Here is an 18,954-nt window from a genome sequence, read left to right on the forward strand (position 1 = left end):
CGGTGACGAAACGGTTGTCGTAGCCCGTTCAGCGCAAAGCGACCAACGTGGACCCGCGCTGTTCCAACACGATCGGACCAATGGTCGACATCGCGACCGGTCCCGTGTGGTCACCGCGGTCGACCGGGAAGCGACCGCCGACGGCACCGCTGACCGGGTCCACCACGGCCAACTCGCCCGCCCGGGGCACCAACAACCGACCCGCGAACTCCACCCCCGCGCCGAGCGCGCCCTCGACCCTCCACAGCGGACGGAGATCGTCGCGGGACAGGGCGACGGTGACCGTGCCGGTGTGCCAGTAGAACGCGCTGCCACCGAGGAACCCCGACACCACGCGCCCCGGCGGGTCGGCGCGCAACTCGCCGTCCGGCACCTGGACCGGGTACTCGCCCACCTGCTGCCCCGCCTGGTCGAACACGACGACGCGGGCGGGGTCCGGCAGGGCGATCGCGATGTGGCTGTCGGTCATCGCGACGAGCCGCGCGGACGGCCCGGTCAACAGCGAGAAGACCTCTTCGACCTCGTCCGGATCCTTGCCGGGGGCGGTCTGCACGCGGTAGACGGTCAACCGGTCGCCCGCCTCGCCGGGGCACCGCTCGATGACACCGGCCCGCCCACCCCACAGCCCCATCGAGCCGTAGGCGCACCCCTTGCGCAGGTTGGGCCGCGACCACACGATCGTCGGCCGGGTGCCGTAGTAGGAGGCGGTGACCAGGTCGGACCGCATGTTGATCACGAAACGAGCACCGGTGGAGGTGACATGGTCGCCGTCCCCGAACAGCCGCGTGCCGAACTCGGAGTCGAGGTGGCGAGCGGCCGCGCGCGCACCGGTGCCCCCGTCGAGGGAGGTGGCCTCGCTGCACCCGCCACCGACGCGGGAGTCGCCCGCGGGGAGCAAACCACCATCGGTGCCGTAGAGCGCGATGACGTTGCGCGGCACCTCGAGTCGTTGCGGCGGGACGGTGTCGATCGGGGCAACGGTGCAGAGGGTCAGGTCGCGGGCGTAGCGCCACCGGACGTCACCGGTGCGGGGATCACGGCCCTGCACCTCGTTGCCGCCCGCGGTCACCACGGTCGGCCCGGTCACCGCGGGCACGGGCGTGGCCGGGCTCTCCGCCCGCCAGACCTCCCCCAGACTCAACGGAAACTCGACCGGAGCAGCGGGAGTGAGCGGCGCACCGGGCGCGGTTTCGGAGGTGGTCGCGCGGAGGTCGCTGGTGCGCCAGGTGACCACGGCCCAGACGATCAACAGGGCCGAAAGGACACCCAGAAGGACCCAATCCCGCGTCCGGTTGAACGACCGCCGCCCCACGCCCTGACCGCTGTCCCCACCGCGCTCATCCACACCGGCAGCTTACCGATCTTGAACGTCCCACCCCGGGCAACTGGGAATGGGAAAGCACGACCGCACCCCATCCGCCCCACCGCCACGCCTCCCGCGACTTGGCAGTCCACAGCATCTTGTCGGCGCCACCGAACCACACTTCTCGCGGCCCCGCTCAAGCCTCAAACGCCCCGTCCGCACTCGTGATTGCCCGCACTACTCGCCGTCCGTGGCCGGAGGTCGCCGCACCGCTCGCCTCATCAACCACGGCCACCCGAACCAGCTCGACCTCGTCCAACACCCAACCGCCCGCGACCTCGAACCAGCGGCCACCCCACCTTGCCCCGGGCGCTCGTCACCTCAGCCGAACCCACCACGCAACGGTCCTCCCCCGCGCAGCCCAGCCCGTACCCAAAGATCACCTCTTCCAGGAGGCAACCCCAAGTCCCACAAGCATTGACTCTGGCTGCCCAACATCAGGCCCAAGCCACGATCGCGGCATTAGGAAGCTCATCAACCACCTCAACCACCTCGGTCTGGTCGAACACCTATCTGGCCCACAGCCCCAACCAGCGTGTCCCACTCCACTCACGCTCTGCTGCTTTTCAACGCAGACGCAGGCCGCCCACCAGCCCCGCCCACACCCCAAAGATCATTTCTTCAAGAACCCCGACCGCCCCAAGCACAGCCCCCACCCCCTCCACCGGGGGAGGGGCAGCCCTGCTCCAGGATATCGGCGGAGGAGCAGCTGGAACCGGGGTGCGATTTCCTGTGGACGAAAACGGCGCATGTGGACAAGCGATCGGCAGCGAAGTACCAGGTCAGCGGTCCAAGCCAGTATGGCTGTGGACAAACGCCACCCGATCGGGGCGCGATGAGCCGGATACTGAAGGGTGGCGGAGAGAGGTCGACGCGGAACCTGGTGACCGCGGGGAAGTCAGCGGTGGGCGCGGGCGCTCGTGTACAGGCAGACGGCGGCGGCGGTGGCCAGGTTGAGGCTTTCCGCGGCGCCGTAGAGGGGGACCTTGACCACGTCGTCCACTGAGGACAGAACAGACTCGTCCAGGCCGTGGGCCTCGCTGCCGAAAACCCACGCCGTGGGGACGGCCAGGCTGCCCGAGTCGATCGCGGCGTCGAGGTCGTGCGAGGCGTGGCCGTCCGCGGCCACCAAGCGCAAACCGGCGGCGCGGCAAGCCGAAAAGACCTCGGACACGTCACGCGAGCGGGCCAGCGGCAAGTGGAAAACGCTGCCGGTGGAAGCCCGCACGCACTTGCCGTTGTGCGGATCCACCGTGTCGCCCGCGAAGAGGACCGCCCCGGCACCGGCCGCGTCGGCGACCCGGGTGACGGTGCCCGCGTTCCCCGGGTCGGAGACGCCGACCAAGACGGCGACGAGCGGAGGACGGGCGGCGAGCGCGTCGGCCAACGACCGGTCGACGAGGTCGCACACCGCGACGAGGCCCTGGGGGGTCACCGTTTCCGAGAGGCCGTCGGCGGCCTTGTCGGTCACTGTGGACACCAGCACGCCGAGCGAATCCGCGCGGTCCAGGAGGTCCGGGTTGCGCGCGGCGGCGGTCTCGGTCACGAACAGCTCGTGCACCACACCGTGCGCCAACGCCTCGCGGACGGCTTGGGCGCCTTCGGCCAGGAAACGGCCGGCTTTGTCGCGGCCCGCGCGGCGGGTCAGGTGCCGAGCGGCGACGACCCGGGGTGTGCGTTCGGTGAACGGCAGCACCCCGGGTCGCGGGAGACGCGTGCTCAGGAAGCGGCCTTGCCCTGGGTCCCGGCGTTGGTCCGGGCCAGCTCGACCAGCGCGGTGAACGCGGTCGGGTCGCTCACCGCGAGCTCGGCGAGGATCTTGCGGTCCACCTCGACGCCGGCCACCCGCAGGCCCTCGATGAAGCGGTTGTAGCTCATGCCGTTCTGCCGGGCCGCGGCGTTGATCCGCTGGATCCACAGCTTCCGGAAGTCACCCTTGCGGGCACGACGGTCCCGGTAGGCGTAGTTGAGCGAGTGGAGCACCTGCTCCTTGGCCTTGCGGTACAACCGCGAGCGCTGGCCGCGGTAGCCGCTGGCGAGCTCCAGGGTCGTGCGGCGCTTCTTTTGGGCGTTGACCGCCCGCTTGACGCGTGCCACGGGTCCGTCCTGTCCGATCTAGTGGGCGCGCGGCGGCGCGCCCGGGTGGTCAAGGGTGGGGAAAAGCCCCGATGGGCCGGAGGGTCAGCGGCCGAGCAGCCGGTTGAGCCTGCGCACGTCCGGCTTGGCGACCTCTTCGGTGCCAGACAGGCGGCGGGTCACGACGCTCGACTTCTTCTCCAGCTTGTGGCGCAGACCCGCCTGCTGGCGACGAAGCTTGCCCTTGCCGGTGATCCGCACGCGCTTGGCGGTACCGGAGTGGGTCTTCATCTTCGGCATTGTTCGATCCTCAGTCTTCGTGCCGCCCGGCGCGCTCTTGGCGGGCGCGCGGGCGGCCTTCGGGGGTGTGCTGGCCGGGAGGGTTCCCGGCCCCGGTCACTCCTCGGTGGAGATCTCGTCCGTGGAGCTCTCGCTCGGTTCGTCGGAGTCCGCGCTCGCCTGGGTCGGCTTCGGCTTGGGCTTCACGTTCTTGTGCGGCGCCAGCACCATGATCATGTTCCGGCCGTCCTGCTTGGCCGAGGACTCCACGAAGCCGAGCTCCTCCACGTCCTCGGCGAGCCGCTGCAGCAGCCGGAAGCCCAGTTCGGGGCGGGACTGCTCGCGGCCACGGAACATGATCGTGACCTTGACCTTGTTCCCGTGTTCGAGGAAGCGCACGACGTTGCGCTTCTTGGTCTCGTAGTCATGGGAGTCGATCTTCGGCCGGAGCTTCTGCTCCTTGATGACGGTGAGAACCTGGTTCCGCCGGGACTCGCGGGCCTTCTGCGCGCTCTCGTACTTGAACTTCCCGAAGTCCATGAGCTTGCAGACGGGCGGGCGGGCCTGGGGCGCGACCTCGACGAGATCAAGATCCGCTTCCTGCGCGAGTCGGAGCGCGTCCTCGATGCGGACGATGCCGACCTGCTCGCCGTTGGGGCCGACGAGTCGGACCTCCGGCACGCGGATGCGGTCGTTGATGCGTGTCTCCGTGCTGATGGGGCCTCCTTGGTCCGGGTTGCGATCCCCCACCCTGGCGGGTGGGCGTTGCCACACGTCGTCATCGTCGCGACGTGCGCGGCTCGTGAGGTCCCCAAGAACTGCGTCGAGCCCCGAGTGCCGTGGCACACCGGGGCCCGCTTCCGACCGATTACCCGACGACGGACGTCGAGAGACCACGGCGCCCAGGGCGAGCCTGGTCGGCCGTGGCAACCGGACCCGGCCGCCTGAGCGGTGGCGCGGGTGGGAGCGGGGGCTCCACTTTGCCGCCCCCGCGCTAACGGGGGCTGGTCGCACGTGCAAGGGTAGCAGACCGTGAACGACGCCACCGCCGAGCCCGGCCCCGCCACCCCCGATGACGACGCGCACCGGGACAACGCGCGCGACCTGGTCGACATTCCCAGTGTCGAGGTCATCAGCCGAGCGGCGGTCATGCTGATGTCCGCCGCCGCCGAGCGCCTCGGCTTCGCCGACCCCGACCCGGACACCAGCCCCCACCGCGACCTGGACGAGGCCCGGCGGTTGATCACCGCGCTGGCGGGGTTGGTGACGGCGTCGGTGGAGTACCTGGGGCCGCACGCGGCGCCGATCCGGGACGGGTTGCAGTCGTTGCAGAAGGCGTTCCGGGAGACGTCGGCGTTTCCGGATGAGCCCGGGCAGGGGCCTGGGGAGAAGTTCACCGGGCCGGTTTACTGAGTCGGTTCAGTGGGCTGTTGGTCGGTTGGGTGGTGCGGGTTCTGGTCGTGGCCAGGCCCGCACTGCTTGGTTGGGGCTCGGTGGTTGTGCTGTCGTTGGGGGATATCGGCTGATCGCTGGAGCGGGTTTGGCGTTATGGCCGCGGGAGCGGGTTCGCTTGTGGGTGCTTTCGTGACCCAGGAATGACTTCCGCCCGCGTCGTCCAGGGCGCCGCGCCGCCGACGGCCTCGCTTCGGTCACCTCGACAACCCATCCACCTTGATCACCTCACCTTGCTCCGACTTGGCCCGCGTCTGCCTCTCGGCTCTCGCCCTACCTCATTTCTCTTGCCCTGGCTCTTACCCCAATGCGTCTCTCGCCTCCACCTCTGGCCCTGCATCCGGGCCCCACGTCCCCACCTCCCCGCTCCCCGTCCCAACTCCCCGTCCCCACCTCCCCGTCCCACCTCCGCATCCCAACTCCCTGTCCCAACCCGCGTCTCAACTGCGCGTCACCGCTCCGCATCCCGACCCGCATCTCAGCTCCGCCCCAACCACACCCCCGCCTCCCAGTCCCACTCCCGGCCTGCCTCCCAGCCACGCACGGTGTCCCTCGTCCTCGTTTTGCTTTCAACCACCCCCGCCCCTTGCGGTCACCTCCTTCGATCTGGCCTTCAAACCAATATCTAGATAGCTGAATGCTTATACGAATACCCGAGAGAATGGCGCGCGGTGCCCGCTATCCACATGTCCTCGACTTATCCACAGCCCCGAGCTACGTCCTTGTAGCCTCTGAGCAGCGCCGATAGGGTCGGATCAAGGGCCTGCCCCCGGGCGGGAGGGGTCTGTGCGTGGCGGCTCGGGCGGTGTAGCAGCGGGCGGCGGAGAAAGGGGCGGACGAGCAGGCGGGCAGCGGGCAGCGGGCAGCGGGCAGCGGGCAGCGGGCAGCGGGCAGCGGGCAGCGGGCAGCGGGCAGCGGGCAGCGGGCAGCGGAAGAGCGTGGCTCAGGGGCCGGCGCGGCGGTACCAGACCTCCGGTCGACCGACCGCGCCGTAGCGGGGTTGGCGGGAGGCCAGGCCGTTGTCCGCAAGGTGTTCGAGGTAGCGGCGGGCGGTCACCCGGGAAACGCCCACTTCGGTTGCCGTGGCGGTGGCGGAGAGGCCGTCGGGGTGGGCGGCGAGGACGGTGGCTACCGATTCCAGGGTTTGGGTGCTCATGCCCTTGGGCAGCGCGCCGGCGCGGAGTGAGCCGAAGGCCGCGTCAACCGCCACCTGGTCGGTCTCCCCCGTCCCACCCACCCGGGCCCGGAAGCGCGCGTACCCCTGAAGTTTGTCCCGCAGCGCGGCGAAGGTGAACGGCTTGATCAGGTACTGCACCACCCCCGCCGACACCGCGGCCCGCACCACCGCCAAGTCTCGGGCCGAGGTGACCGCGATGACGTCGGCCGTGTGGCCCGCCGAGCGGATCGAGCGGAGCAGGGCGAGGCCGTGGGTGTCCGGTAGGTAGAGGTCCAGCAGCACCAGGTCGACGGGCGCGCTTTCCAGGAACCGCAGGGCTTCGCGGCCGGAGCGGGCTACGCCCGCGACCGCGAAGCCCGGTACGCGGGTCACGTGTCTGCGGTGGGCCTCGGCGGCCACCGGGTTGTCCTCGACCACCAGCGTCCTGATCACGGGCATAGCCAACACGGTGTGGTCGTCACCTCGTCACCGGCAGTCGGACGGTGAAGACCGTGCCCTCGCCGTGGGTCACTTCGACGACGCCGCCCGCGCGCCGCACGGCCTGGCCGACCAGCGCCAGGCCCAGGCCACGGCCGTCCGCCTTGGTGGACCAGCCGCGGCGGAAGGCTTCCGGGGGTAGGCCCGGGCCGCTGTCGGCGACGCGGAGCACGACTTCGCGCGGGGTGCCGCCGGTGGAGACCCGGACTTCCGGGCGGCGGTCGCGGGCTCCGTCCACGGCGGCGTCGACGGCGTTGTCGATCAGGTTTCCCAGGATCGTCACGAGTTCCCGCGCGGCGACGGGGACCGCGGCGAAGTCGACCGAGTCCGGGGTGATCACCAGGTCGACCCCGCGTTCGGCCGCGTCCGCCGCCTTGCCCAGCAGCAGGGCCGCGACGACCGGTTCCGACACCGCCGACACGACCTGGTCCGTCAGGCGTTGGGCGACGGCCAGTTCCTCCGTCGCGAACTCGACCGCCTCGGCCGGGCGGCCCATCTCGACCAGGGACACCACGGTGTGCAGGCGGTTGGCGGCCTCGTGGGCCTGGGCGCGGAGGGACTCGGCGAAGCCGCGCATGGTGTTCAGCTCGCCGGTCAGGGCTTGCAGGTCGGTTCGGTCGCGGATCGTGACGACCGTGCCTTGTTCGTGGACCTTCGTCGAGTTGACGACGAGCACGCGGGTCTCGGTCAGGTGTAGTTCGTCGCGCATCTCCGTGCCCGACAGCAGGCGCTCGACCAGGCTCTCCGGCAGGCCGAGCCGGTCGACGCGGGTGCCGTCGGCGGCCGGCGGCAGGTCGAGGAGCACGCGCCCGCCGTCGTTGCACAGCGTGACCCGGCCGCGCTGGTCGATGAGCACCAGGCCCTCGCGGACCGCGTGCAGGATCGCCTCGTGGTGGCCGAGCACCCGGCTCAGCTCCCCCGGCGCCATGCCGCCGGTCTGCCTGCGCAGCCGCCGCGCGACCAGCGCCGCGCCCAGGCCGCCGAGCAGCAGCGCGACGCCCGCCGCGCCGAAGAGCCACAGCACCCGATCGCCCACGCGCTGGCTGATCGTCGCGAGCGTCACCCCGGCGCTGACCAGGGCGACCACCCGGGGGCCGTCGAAGACCGGGACCACCGCGCGCACGGACGGGCCGAGGGTGCCGGTGTAGGTCTCGGTGAACGCGCGCCCGGCCAGCGCCTCGGCGGTGTTGCCGAGGAAGCGGCCGCCGATCATCGCCGGGTTGGGGTGGGTGTACCGGGTGCCCGCGGTGTCCATGATCGTGACGAAGTCGATGCCGGTGTCGGCCCGCAGCCGCTCGGTGTAGGGCTGCAGCACCGCGGTCGGGTCGGGCCCGGTCACCGCGGCCACCACGGACGGCGCGTCGGCGACGGCGCGGGCGAGCACGGTGGCGTCGGCCGCGGTCGCCGCCTCCGTCCGCTCGGTGACGTCCACCCAGGCCAGCGCCGCGCCCGCGGCGACCAGCACCCCGACGATGACGACCTGCAGCACCAGCAGCTGCCGCGCCACACTCCACCGCCCGCGCACCGCACCCCTCCCCGCGACCGCTATGAACGCAACCGTGACCGGCGCCACACCCCCCGGGATGGTAGGGCCACCCGAGTTCCGGGAGGCCACCGTGTCCGACCAGCCCGAGCCCGCCGACCGGCGCGGGGTACCCGCCCGGCGCGACCGCACGCACCTGCTGTACGTGGCCGTGCTGGTCGCCGTCGCGCTCGGCGTCGCGGTCGGGCTGCTGTTCCCCGCGACCGGGAAGTCGTTGGCACCGCTGGGGACCGGGTTCGTCGCGCTGATCAAGATGATGATCGCCCCGGTCATCTTCTGCACGATCGTGCTCGGCGTCGGTTCGGTGGCGAAGGCGCGCAGCGTGGGCCGGGTGGGTGGCCTGGCGCTGGGCTACTTCCTGGTGATGTCGACCGTCGCGCTGGCGATCGGCCTGCTGGTGGGCAACGTATTGCACCCGGGCGACGGCTTGCAGCTCACCGACGCAATACGCCAAAGCGGTGCGGCACAGGTCAAGGAGGCCGAGGGCACCACGGAGTTCCTGCTCGGCGTCATCCCCACGACCCTGGTCTCCGCGCTCACCGACGGCGAGGTCCTACAGGCCCTGCTGGTCGCGTTGCTCGCCGGGTTCGCGTTGCAGCTCATGGGTTCGGGTGGCGAACCGATCCTGCGCGGCGTGCGACACGTGCAACGGCTGGTGTTCCGGATCCTGGCGATGGTCATGTGGATCGCGCCCGTCGGCGCGTTCGGCGCCATCGCGGCGGTGGTCGGCGCGACCGGCGCGGGGGCGCTGCGCAGCCTCGCCGTGCTGATGCTCGGTTTCTACGCGACGTGCGCGGTGTTCCTCGTGGCGGTGCTGGGGCCGCTGCTGTGGCTGGTCGCCCGGATCAACCTGTTCGCGCTGCTGCGGTACCTGGGCCGCGAGTTCCTGCTGATCCTGTCCACGTCGTCGTCGGAGGTCGCGCTGCCGCGGCTGATCGCGAAGATGGAGCACTTGGGCGTCGGCGGGCCGGTCGTCGGGATCACCGTGCCGACCGGCTACTCGTTCAACCTCGACGGCACCGCGATCTACCTGACGATGGCGACGCTGTTCGTGGCCAACGCGACGGGCGCGCCGCTGTCGGTCGGCGAGCAGGTGGGGCTGCTGGCGTTCATGGTGATCGCGTCGAAGGGCGCGGCGGGGGTCAGCGGCGCGGGTCTGGCGACGCTGGCGGGTGGGCTGCAGTCGCACCGGCCGGACCTGGTCGACGGGGTCGGCCTGATCGTCGGCATCGACCGGTTCATGTCCGAGGCGCGGGCGCTGACCAACTTCGCGGGCAACGCGGTGGCGACCGTCCTGGTCGGCCGCTGGACCGGGGAGCTGGACCACGCGCGGGCCAGGGCCGTGCTCGCCGGTGACGACCCGTTCCCCGAATCGACGCTTACGCCACGGTTGGCGCAATCCGACGACGCCGCGGCGTCACCGGGGTCCCCGGCGGCGGACGGGCGGTCCACGCAGGTCAGTGACCACGCGGAACAGCCACCCGGCGTACCCGAGCCGCGCCGACAGCCGACAACCCGTTCCGCCGCACGGGCGAACGCACCGGAAAGTGCACGGGAACCGTAGCCTGCACCATGTCCGGTCGTTTAACCCCACGAGCCGCCCGCCGCCGATGCCCCCGGTGCGGGCGGTTCGGTCCTTCTCGGGGAAGACCGTCGAACCGGGCCGCGTCAGTGCGGATTTCCCCGCGCACCCGGGAATTCCGCCGACCCCCGTCGGATTTCGTTGGCAGGAATGGGCAAACGGCCCTACCGAAATCCACGCGGCCCAGGGTTCGCGCCCGCTCCCCCACGAAACCCCGCGCACCGGGCCCATTCCGGCAAGCCGTATGCGGATCCGGTGTTTTCCCACGGGATCCGCGACCTTCTCGCCCGGCGAACACTTGATCACGAGTGGGACTCGGCCTCCGTGCGGCGTACGCGTTCGGCCTTACCGTGCTCCCCATGACCGTTCGGTGGGCGTTTCTCGCGGCGTTGGCCGCCACCGGTGCGCTGCTGTTCCGCCACCCCGCGGCGCCGTGGGCGCTGACGAGCGGGTGGGACCTGCTGTGGGTGATCCCCGCGGTGAGCGCCGCCGCGCTGTTCACGCTGTGGCGGTTCCCGGCGCGGGGCTGGGCGTGGGTGCTGGTGGTGGGCGCGGCGGTGAACCTCATCGACGGGGTGGTGTGGATCGCCAACTGGCCGCCGGACCGCGAGAGCGATTTCGAGACCTGGCTGCGCGTCACCTCGGTGGTCACCACGGCGACCGCGGTCCTGCTGCTGCTCGGCGTCCTCGGCGGCGCGAGCAGGCTGCGCCACCTCGGTCACCGGGCGCGCCCCGCGGTCCTCGCGGGCACGGCCGCGACCTGCTTCCTCATCGGCGGGCCGCTGGCGCTGCGCAGGCTGGAGCCCTCGGCCTGGGACGTGGTGCCGTTCATCGCGGCGGGCCTGGCGCTGGCGGGCGCCGCGGGGGCGGTCCTGATCACGTGGCGCGACACCGAGTCCGCTCGGGGCGCGGTGACACCGCTGGTCACCGGGTTGGCGGCCATCGCGGTCACCGCCGGGACGGACGTGTACCTGGTGCTCACGGGGTACTACCTCCGCGAGCGAACCGGTCCCGGGGAGGACGACGCCGCGGAGGTCATCGCCGTGGGCGTGGTCTCCGTGGCGCTGCTCCTGGCGCTGGCCGCCGTGGTCGCGTGGCGCGCGGCCCCGCGGACGCTGGCCCTGGTGCTCACGGCGCTCGCGGGCTCGGCGCTGCTGCGCATCGGCATCCGGTACCTGGAAACCGTCGGCAAACCACCTGACGCACCGGTGGACCACCCGCTGAGCGCGCTGAGCACGGTCGCGGTGTTCGCGTCCGTGGTGGTGTTCGGCGCGGTGTGCTTCGCCGCGCACCTGGACCCGATCTTCATCGTGGCCGCCGTGGCCGCGGGCATCGCCCTCCCCCCGCTGGGGGCGGAGAACGCGCCGATGGCCGTGGTGGCGGTCGCGGCGGCGGTCGGCCTCACGGCGCTGGTCGCCGCGGCGACCACCGTCGAGACCGGGGGCGGGCCGCTGGCCCCCGTCGTCCTCGTCGGCCTGGTCGCGATCCCGGCGGTGCCGTCGGGTGAGCGCGTGCTGGGCAGCGCGTACCCGGAGCCGATGTTCACGACCTCGTGGCTGCTGGCGCTGCTGCTCGTGGCCGCCGCGCTGCTGGTGCTGGTGGGGCGCGCGCTGCGGCCGCGCCCCACCGAGCGGCCTCACCTGGTCGAGGTCGGTACCTGATCCCAGCGGACGAACTTGAAGTCGGTGCTCTCCCGGCCACCGTTTGGGGTGTTCTCGCCGTCGTGCAGGACCAGCAGGCCGTGCGGGAAGTCCCGGCCGAGCGGCGTGGTGGTGACCGCGGCGCCGTCGCTGTGCTGCACGCCGTCCACAGTGGACGTGCCGGTCACCTCGAACCCGCCGGTGCGGCGGAAACCGCGGGTGATGTCGTAGGTGACGAAGGTGCTGTCGCCCTGGCTGGAGGCCAGCAGCAGCCGCTCGCCGCGCTTGCCGGTGGCGATCGTGAGCCCCTCGGCGTCGGCAGTCAGGTAGCGACCGGCGGCGGGCGACGGCGGGCCGGTGAAGGCGCACTCCTCGGTGGCCTCGTCGTAGGCCGCGGGCCTGCCGTACTCGCGTACGCGGTCCACAAGGGACGGTGTGCCGAACTCGCCGCCGCGCAGGGGGATCCGCCAGACGCCGACGTCTTCCTGGGCCGCGTAGAGCGCGCCGCCCACCGGGTCGTAGACCATGCCCTCGACCTGCGGGCCCTCCCCCGGCTCCGCGCACGGCGACCAGTCGCGGCCGTCGACGCGGAAGGACGCGGGCAGGTCGACGGTGTCGGCGCGGCGGTAGGTGATCCGGCCGGTGCCGTCGTCGGCGAGGCGGAACACGCCGAGGCGGGTGTCGTGGCGGCGGCTGGTGACCACCCACGGCGCGCCGCCCGCCGGGTCGGGGACGACGGCGAGGCCGTAGGCGGTGCGCTGCTCGTCGACCTCGGTCTCGGTCGCGCTGAACGCGCGCGGCGGGTTCGCGGTGGTGACGTCGGCGAGCGTGCCGCGCGCGTCGATCGCGTACGCCCGGATCCGGTCGCGACCCCGGTCGGAGACGAGCGCGAGGTCGAGGACGCGGCGGCCGATCCGGGCACCGGTGACGACGTCGACGTTGTTGAACCGGCCCGCCTCGGCGTCGGGGGTCGGGGCGGGCGGGGTGGCGAAGTGCTGGACCTGGCGGCCGTGCAGGTCGAACACCGCGAGGCCGCCGTTCTTCAGCGTGCCGAGGACGCGGCTGCGCTCGGGGTGCGCGCGGTCGACCCAGATGGCCGGGTCGTCGGCGTCGGCGTTGCCGCCTTCGTCGTCGTCGAAGGCGGGTGGGGTCTCGCGGAGGGCACTGGTGGTGGGCAGCCCCGCGTGCGCGGGGGTGACCAGGAGGGTGAGGGATCCGAGTGCGGCGGCGATGATCCAGGGGGCGCGCATGGCCGGTGATCTTCCCCGGCGCGGGTTGCCCCGGGCTGACCGCTTGGTGAACTACGTCACCATATGGGGTGGATGACCCGGCGCACGGGCGTGCCCGCGTGGCGCAGGCGGGCGACCGGGGAGCGGTCGTAGCCGAAGCCGTGGCTGATGGGTTGCAGGTCGGGGCTGACGGCGCGGACCACGCGGAACGGGCCGGTCGCCACATCGGCGCTGGTCACGTCGACGACGGCGACCCGGACGCCCTTGCTGCCGAGGTGCCCGGAGAGGTCGTCGATGGTGGTGTCGAAGGCGGGTTCGGGCAGGTCGGCGAGGCGGGAGGTGCCGCCGCAGCGGAGCCGGTCGAAGGCCGCGACGCGGTCGGCGGGGAAGTAGAAGGCGGCGTGGTCGAGCGCGCCGCGCACGGCCTGCGCCCGGGCGGGCACGACGACCTCGCGGTCGCGCAGCAGCGTCGCCAGGTGCGGGGCGGTGCGGGCGAGTTCGAACACGGCGTCGCGGATGGCGGCGCGCGGGGACCGGTCGGCGCCGAGGCCGATGGCGGCGCCGGGCCAGCGCTTGCCGTCGCCGACGGCGAGCGCGACGGCGGTGGTGCCGTAGCGGGAGGTGTGCAGCAGGTAGATCTCGACGGTGGGGCCCGCGGCGCGCAGGCCGTCGACGGCGTCGGCCACCTCGGGGTCGAGGGTGTCGTCGAGTTCGACGTAGCGGCCGCGGGCGCCGGTGAGCCAGGTGGTCATCATGGCGTCGCGCTCGACGAGTTCGAGGGTCGCGCGGACGGTGGCGGCGTCGGTGTCGAGCGCGGCGGCGAGGCCGTTGGAGGTGCCCTGGCAGATGAGGTGCTCGGGCAGCAGCGTCATGGCGAGGTAGCTGAACACGGCGGGCACCCACACCGGGTTGTCGGTGCCGAGCCAGGTGCCGCGCACCCACGGGTGGTCTACGCGGCGGTCGAAGGGGGCGTAGCCGAAGCCGGGGGCGGCGTACTGCTCGGGTTCGTAGAGCGCGAACTCGCGCGGGTCGAGCACCTCGCCGTCGAGGTCGGCGGGCCGCGCCCACACGACGCGGCGGGGGTCGGGCAGGGACGCGGAGTACCGCTCGACGGCCTCCCCGACCGCGGCCAGGATCGCCTGGGCCGGGTCGGTGCCCCTGCCCCACCCGAGGGGCAGCGCCCGCGGCTTGCCCGCCCGGTCGAACACGTGCGGCGGCGCGGCGGTCGCCACGTGCGGCGCGCCGTCGAAGGGGGTGTGCACGGTGATCCACGGGATGACGCCGGTGAGCGGGTCGACCCAGCCCGCGAGGGCGGTGAGGAGTTCGGCGGGGTCGTCGGTCTCGGGGACGTCCTGGGGCGCGCCGCCCTTCGCGCCGCCGCACGTGCCGCAGTGCGCGAGCGGGATGACCCGGTGCCAGAGCGGTTCCCCGGCCCCGACCTCGACGATGTGCCCGACCAGGTCGGTGGCGCCGTGCTTGGTGGCGGCCCGGACGAGGTCGGCGATGTGGTCCAGGGCGGGCCGCCCGCTCGGCTTGAGCGCGGGTGGCGCTTCTCGGGTGGCGTGCCGGGCGGCGGCCTTGCGGGTGCGCGCGCAGCCCGCGCAGCCGGGGGTGTCCGGGATGGACAGTGGGCCGACGTGCGCGGTGGCGGTGGCGAGGGTGATGGTCAGCACGGGCAGGCGGGTGCCGCGCAGCCACCGGTCGAAGTCGGGGTTGTCGTTGATCCCCACGACGAGCCGGGTCCCGGGCACCACCCGCCCGGGCGCGTCGAGCACGACGACGGCGCTGCCGAATTCGCGGCGCAACCGTTCCCGCACCACGCCGACCGACAGGGGCACCGGGACCGGGCGCACCACCTGGGTGATCTCGACGTCGTCGGCGGGCTGGGCGCGCCGAGGCCCGCCCACGGCCTGGGTTGCCTCGCTGTCGTTGAGGGGGTGCGCGGACCGGGGCTTCACCGCGAGGGTGGCCTCGCCATCACCAGCACCAGGCCGCCCACCGACAACGGCGCGAGTGGCCTCGCCATCGAGGTCCCGAACCTCTTGAGCCCCTACCGCCCGCGTGGCCTCGCCATCGAGGTCTTGACCTGCCTGAGCCTCGTCCCCACGATCGCCCGCTGCGGGGCCGGAGCCGTTGGTGTCCCGTTTCCGAACGGGGTTCACGGCCTGGGTGGTCTCGTCCTCGTCCCCCACACCGAACCGGACGTCGTCGTCGTTCTCGATGCCGGGCCACCGGACGTCGCCCGTCGGGACCGTGTCGTCCTCGTCCTCGTCCTCGTCGACTTCGTCAAGTTCGTCTTCGTCGGCATCGCCCGCGTCTTCCGCCGCCGGGTCCTCCGACTCGGCGGCGCCGCTCGGCTTCCCGGTCTCCACCGGTGTGGCCGAGTCCGCCGCGGACTCAGCCACAGCCTCGACCGTGCGCAGGGCGACGACGAGTTCCCCGCCGCCCGTGCCCCCGACCGCGCGGGTCACCTCGAGCGACTCCGCCTGGGGTGCCGCGGGTTCCTCGACCACGACCTGGGTCCGCTCGACGTCCTCCCCCGACACCGAGGCCGACGCCGACGCGGTCTCCGGCAGCTCAGCGCCCACCAACGAACCCCCAGCCACCTGGTCCCGTTTGTCCGCCGCGCGCCGCGCGGGGCAGCACCCGGAAGTCCGCGGCACTGGTCACGCCGCCGTGGCCCCACCGCCGCCCACCGCGGTCGTCCACCAAGGCCCGCACCGCGGCCACGCTCCGCTGCGACCGCTCCACCCGGGCTTCCGGTTCCCTCGACATCGGTGGTGTCCTCCTCGTCCGGCATGTCGATCAAGCCGCGCCTACGAGGTAGGAGCCAGCATCCGCGACGGGGATACACCGTGTCCAGATGTCATTTCCGCTGGTTACGGGGCGTCCACTCGCCACTTCCGCGGGTAGCCGGACCGGGGTGGCGGTGCCCACACCCGGCGGGTGCGGGCACCGCCGCGCTACATGACGTGCGCGAGGAACTGGCCGGTGTGGCTGGTCTCGTCCTTGACCACGTCCTCCGGGGTGCCCTGGGCCACGACGACACCGCCGCCGGTGCCGCCCTCGGGGCCCATGTCGATGAGCCAGTCGGCGGTCTTGATGACGTCCAGGTTGTGCTCGATGACGATCACCGTGTTGCCCTTGTCGACCAGGCCGTTGATCACGCCGAGGAGCTTGCGGATGTCCTCGAAGTGCAGGCCCGTGGTGGGCTCATCGAGGATGTAGACCGTGCGGCCCGTCGAGCGCTTCTGCAGCTCGCTGGCCAGTTTCACCCGCTGCGCCTCGCCGCCGGACAGGGTCGGCGCGGGCTGGCCCAGCCGCACGTAGCCGAGGCCGACGTCGACCAGCGTCTTGAGGTGCCGGTGGATGGCCTTGATCGGCTCGAAGAAGTCCGCCGCCTCCTCGATCGGCATGTCGAGGATCTCGGCGATCGTCTTGCCCTTGTAGTGCACCTCGAGCGTTTCCCGGTTGTAGCGCGCGCCCTTGCAGACCTCGCAGGGCACGTACACGTCCGGCAGGAAGTTCATCTCGATCTTGATGGTGCCGTCGCCCGCGCACGCCTCGCAGCGCCCGCCCTTGACGTTGAACGAGAACCGGCCCGGCTGGTAGCCGCGGACCTTGGCCTCGGTCGTCGACGCGAACAGCTTGCGCATGTGGTCGAAGACACCGGTGTACGTCGCGGCGTTCGAACGCGGGGTGCGGCCGATCGGCGACTGGTCGACCTGGACGAGCTTGTCGACGTGCTCCAGGCCCTTCACGCGCGTGTGCCGCCCCGGCACCTGCCGCGCGCCGTTGAGCTTGTTCGCCAGGACGGTCGCGAGGATGTCGTTGACCAGCGTGGACTTGCCCGACCCGGACACGCCCGTCACCGCGACCAGCGCGCCCAGCGGGAACGACACGTCGATGCCGCGCAGGTTGTGCTCGCGCGCGCCGACCACCGTCAGCTGCCGCTTCTTGTCGATCGGCCGCCGCAGCTCCGGCATCGGGATCACGCTGCGCCCGGCCAGGTACGCGCCGGTCAGCGACTCCTTGTTCTTCAGCAGCTCCTTGAACGTGCCGCTGTGCACGACCTTGCCGCCGTGCTCCCCCGCCCCCGGTCCGATGTCGACCACCCAGTCCGACGCGCGGATGGTGTCCTCGTCGTGCTCCACGACGATCAGCGTGTTGCCCAGGTCGCGCAGCCGGGTCAGGGTCTCGATCAGCCGGTGGTTGTCCCGCTGGTGCAGGCCGATCGACGGCTCGTCGAGCACGTACAGCACGCCGACCAGCCCCGACCCGATCTGCGTGGCGAGCCGGATGCGCTGCGCCTCGCCGCCGGAGAGCGTGCCGGACGCGCGGTCCAGCGACAGGTAGTCCAGCCCCACGTCGAGCAGGAACCGCAGCCGCGCCTGGATCTCCTTGAGCACCGCGCCCGCGATCATCGCCTCGCGCTTGCCCAGCTTGAGGTTGTCGAGGAACGCGGAGCACTCGCCGATGGACATGTTCGAGACCTCGGCGATGGACCGGTCGCCGTCGGGGTGGTCGAGGGTGACGGCGAGGATCTCCGGCTTGAGCCGGGTGCCGCGGCACGAGGGGCACGGGACCTCGCGCATGTAGCCCTCGTACTTCTCCCGCATGTACTCCGAGTCGGTCTGCTCCTGCCGCCGCTCCAGGAACGGGATCACGCCCTCGTACGCGGCGTAGTAGGACCGCTCGCGCCCGTACCGGTTCTTGTACCGGACGTGGACCTGGTCGGTGACGCCGTGCAGCACCGCCTTCTGCGCCTTCGCCGACAGCTTGCGCCACGGGGCGTCCATCCGGAACCCGATGGTCTCCGACAGCGACGTCAGCAGCCGGGTGAAGTACTCGGCGGTCTGCCCGCCCGCCCACGGCGCGATCGCGCCGTCGGCCAGGGACAGCTCGTCGTCCGGGACGACCAGCTCCGGGTCGACCTCCTTCTTCACGCCGATGCCGGTGCACTCGGGGCACGCGCCGTAGGGCGAGTTGAAGGAGAACGAGCGCGGCTCCAGGTCCTCGACGCCGAGCGGGTGGCCGTTGGGGCAGGCCAGGTGCTCGGAGAAGCCGCGGACCCGCTTCGGGTCGTTCTCCGGCAGGTCGACGAACTCCAGCTCGACGAGCCCGTCGGCCAGCCGCAGCGCGGTCTCCACCGAGTCGGTGAGCCGCTGCTTGGAACTGGCCTTCACCGACAACCGGTCGATGATGACCGCGATGTGGTGCTTCTCCTGCTTCTTCAGCTTCGGCGGCTCGGTCAGCGAGTGCACGACGCCGTCGACCAGCGCCCGCGAGTAGCCCTGGGTCTGCAGGTTCGCGAACAGGTCGACGTACTCGCCCTTGCGGCCGCGGATGACCGGCGCGAGCACCTGGAACCGGACGCCGGACTCCATGGCCAGCACCTGGTCGACGATCTGCTGCGGGGTCTGCTTGCTGATCGCCTCGCCGCAGGTGGGGCAGTGCGGCTTGCCCGCGCGCGCGTAGAGGAGCCGCAGGTAGTCGTAGACCTCGGTGATGGTGCCGACGGTCGAGCGCGGGTTGCGGCTGGTGGACTTCTGGTCGATGGACACCGCGGGCGAGAGGCCCTCGATGAAGTCGACGTCGGGTTTGTCCATCTGGCCGAGGAACTGCCGGGCGTAGGCCGACAGCGACTCGACGTAGCGGCGCTGGCCCTCGGCGAAGATCGTGTCGAAGGCGAGGCTGGACTTGCCGCTGCCGGACAGGCCGGTGAACACGACCAGGCTGTCGCGGGGCAGGTCGATGTCGACGCCGCGCAGGTTGTGCTCCCGGGCGCCGCGAACGACGAGGCGGTCGGCCACTGAGGTCCCTTCGGTAGTGCAGGGGCTGGTTCGGGGCGCTGGGTCGGTCCTGGGTGGACCCGAAGCGGTGACCCTGTGTCACCAGCCAGTGTTACCCAGCGCGTGGGGGTGCCAGTCATGGGGGTCTGACCAGCGGTGTCGTCCCCCCTACCACTCGTGATCTCCGGGCGCGCGCGGGTGCGAGGACCCGCGACAGAGTGCCTGGAGCGGAAGGGCAGAGGGATGGCGTGGGGATGCTAGATCGGGGCACCGACAATTCTGGACGACGTCTTCGACCAACGCACCCGTGCCGGCGGTACCGGTCAGTAGGCGCGGCGGCCTAC

Annotated in this window: 14 protein-coding genes; 3 read left to right on the forward strand and 11 right to left on the reverse strand. The window is 72.0% G+C overall.

Going from position 1 to position 18,954, the window contains the following annotated elements; translation table 11 throughout:
* Nucleotides 1-28: 28 nt before the first annotated feature.
* The 5 genes from V5P93_RS24295 to infC form a co-directional block, all read right to left on the reverse strand.
* Nucleotides 29-1,345, reverse strand: a complete 1,317-nt coding sequence (locus V5P93_RS24295) for a hypothetical protein (protein WP_374065070.1) — start codon at nt 1,343-1,345, stop codon at nt 29-31.
* A gap of 916 nt (nt 1,346-2,261) precedes the next feature.
* Entirely contained in the window at nt 2,262-3,059 is a 798-nt protein-coding gene (locus V5P93_RS24300; protein ID WP_374065071.1) for a TrmH family RNA methyltransferase, read from the reverse strand.
* Nucleotides 3,060-3,082: 23 nt separating this feature from the next.
* On the reverse strand, nt 3,083-3,460 hold the full coding sequence (gene rplT / locus V5P93_RS24305) for a 50S ribosomal protein L20 (RefSeq protein WP_104480160.1): 378 nt from the start codon (nt 3,458-3,460) through the stop codon (nt 3,083-3,085).
* Between the two features lie 84 nt (nt 3,461-3,544).
* The gene (gene rpmI / locus V5P93_RS24310; RefSeq protein ID WP_104480161.1) at nt 3,545-3,739 is read right to left on the reverse strand and encodes a 50S ribosomal protein L35; all 195 of its coding nucleotides are present in this window, start codon (nt 3,737-3,739) and stop codon (nt 3,545-3,547) included.
* A gap of 96 nt (nt 3,740-3,835) precedes the next feature.
* The gene (infC, locus tag V5P93_RS24315; protein WP_245931365.1) at nt 3,836-4,492 is read right to left on the reverse strand and encodes a translation initiation factor IF-3; all 657 of its coding nucleotides are present in this window, start codon (nt 4,490-4,492) and stop codon (nt 3,836-3,838) included.
* Nucleotides 4,493-4,822: 330 nt separating this feature from the next.
* Between infC and V5P93_RS24320 the strand changes: the two genes are divergently transcribed.
* A complete protein-coding gene (locus V5P93_RS24320; protein ID WP_245931380.1) occupies nt 4,823-5,131 on the forward strand; it encodes a DUF1844 domain-containing protein in 309 nt (102 codons plus the stop codon).
* A 982-nt stretch (nt 5,132-6,113) separates the two neighbouring features.
* Here the strand turns inward: V5P93_RS24320 and V5P93_RS24325 are convergent.
* Nucleotides 6,114-6,779, reverse strand: a complete 666-nt coding sequence (locus V5P93_RS24325; RefSeq protein ID WP_104480283.1) for a response regulator — start codon at nt 6,777-6,779, stop codon at nt 6,114-6,116.
* A gap of 25 nt (nt 6,780-6,804) precedes the next feature.
* Complete coding sequence (locus tag V5P93_RS24330) at nt 6,805-8,349, reverse strand: sensor histidine kinase (protein WP_104480165.1); 1,545 nt, start codon at nt 8,347-8,349, stop codon at nt 6,805-6,807.
* Nucleotides 8,350-8,440: 91 nt separating this feature from the next.
* Here V5P93_RS24330 and V5P93_RS24335 point away from each other — a divergent pair, with 91 nt between their 5' ends.
* Entirely contained in the window at nt 8,441-9,931 is a 1,491-nt protein-coding gene (locus V5P93_RS24335) for a cation:dicarboxylate symporter family transporter (RefSeq protein ID WP_374065072.1), read from the forward strand.
* Between the two features lie 377 nt (nt 9,932-10,308).
* Nucleotides 10,309-11,610 carry a hypothetical protein gene (locus V5P93_RS24340; RefSeq protein WP_146108093.1) on the forward strand — a complete coding sequence of 434 codons (1,302 nt, stop codon included), beginning with the start codon at nt 10,309-10,311 and terminating at the stop codon, nt 11,608-11,610.
* Here V5P93_RS24340 and V5P93_RS24345 read toward each other — a convergent pair.
* The 4 genes from V5P93_RS24345 to uvrA all read right to left on the reverse strand — a co-directional run bounded on the left by V5P93_RS24345 (nt 11,586) and on the right by uvrA (nt 18,631).
* A complete protein-coding gene (locus V5P93_RS24345; protein WP_104480167.1) occupies nt 11,586-12,839 on the reverse strand; it encodes a phytase in 1,254 nt (417 codons plus the stop codon). The two genes, V5P93_RS24340 and V5P93_RS24345, sit on opposite strands and share 25 nt — an antisense overlap.
* A gap of 56 nt (nt 12,840-12,895) precedes the next feature.
* The gene (locus tag V5P93_RS24350; RefSeq protein WP_104480168.1) at nt 12,896-15,406 is read right to left on the reverse strand and encodes a YcaO-like family protein; all 2,511 of its coding nucleotides are present in this window, start codon (nt 15,404-15,406) and stop codon (nt 12,896-12,898) included.
* Nucleotides 15,396-15,593, reverse strand: coding sequence for a hypothetical protein (locus tag V5P93_RS24355; RefSeq protein WP_104480169.1), 198 nt, complete (start codon nt 15,591-15,593; stop codon nt 15,396-15,398). The genes V5P93_RS24350 and V5P93_RS24355 overlap by 11 nt, the downstream gene beginning before the upstream one ends.
* A 188-nt stretch (nt 15,594-15,781) precedes the next feature.
* Nucleotides 15,782-18,631 (reverse strand): excinuclease ABC subunit UvrA, encoded by a 2,850-nt coding sequence (gene uvrA / locus V5P93_RS24360; protein WP_104480170.1) that lies wholly within the window; start codon nt 18,629-18,631, stop codon nt 15,782-15,784.
* Nucleotides 18,632-18,954 lie beyond the last annotated feature (323 nt).

The sequence above is a fragment of the Actinokineospora auranticolor genome, from assembly GCF_041897805.1.
In the GTDB taxonomy this organism is placed as follows: Bacteria; Actinomycetota; Actinomycetes; order Mycobacteriales; family Pseudonocardiaceae; genus Actinokineospora; species Actinokineospora auranticolor.

Coding starts and splice junctions, on each gene's coding strand:
- rpmI (WP_104480161.1), bottom strand. CDS start 3,739: ATGCCGAAGATGAAGACCCACTCCGGTACCGCCAAGCGCGTGCGGATC.
- V5P93_RS24340 (WP_146108093.1), top strand. CDS start 10,309: ATGACCGTTCGGTGGGCGTTTCTCGCGGCGTTGGCCGCCACCGGTGCG.
- V5P93_RS24345 (WP_104480167.1), bottom strand. CDS start 12,839: ATGCGCGCCCCCTGGATCATCGCCGCCGCACTCGGATCCCTCACCCTC.
- V5P93_RS24355 (WP_104480169.1), bottom strand. CDS start 15,593: ATGTCGAGGGAACCGGAAGCCCGGGTGGAGCGGTCGCAGCGGAGCGTG.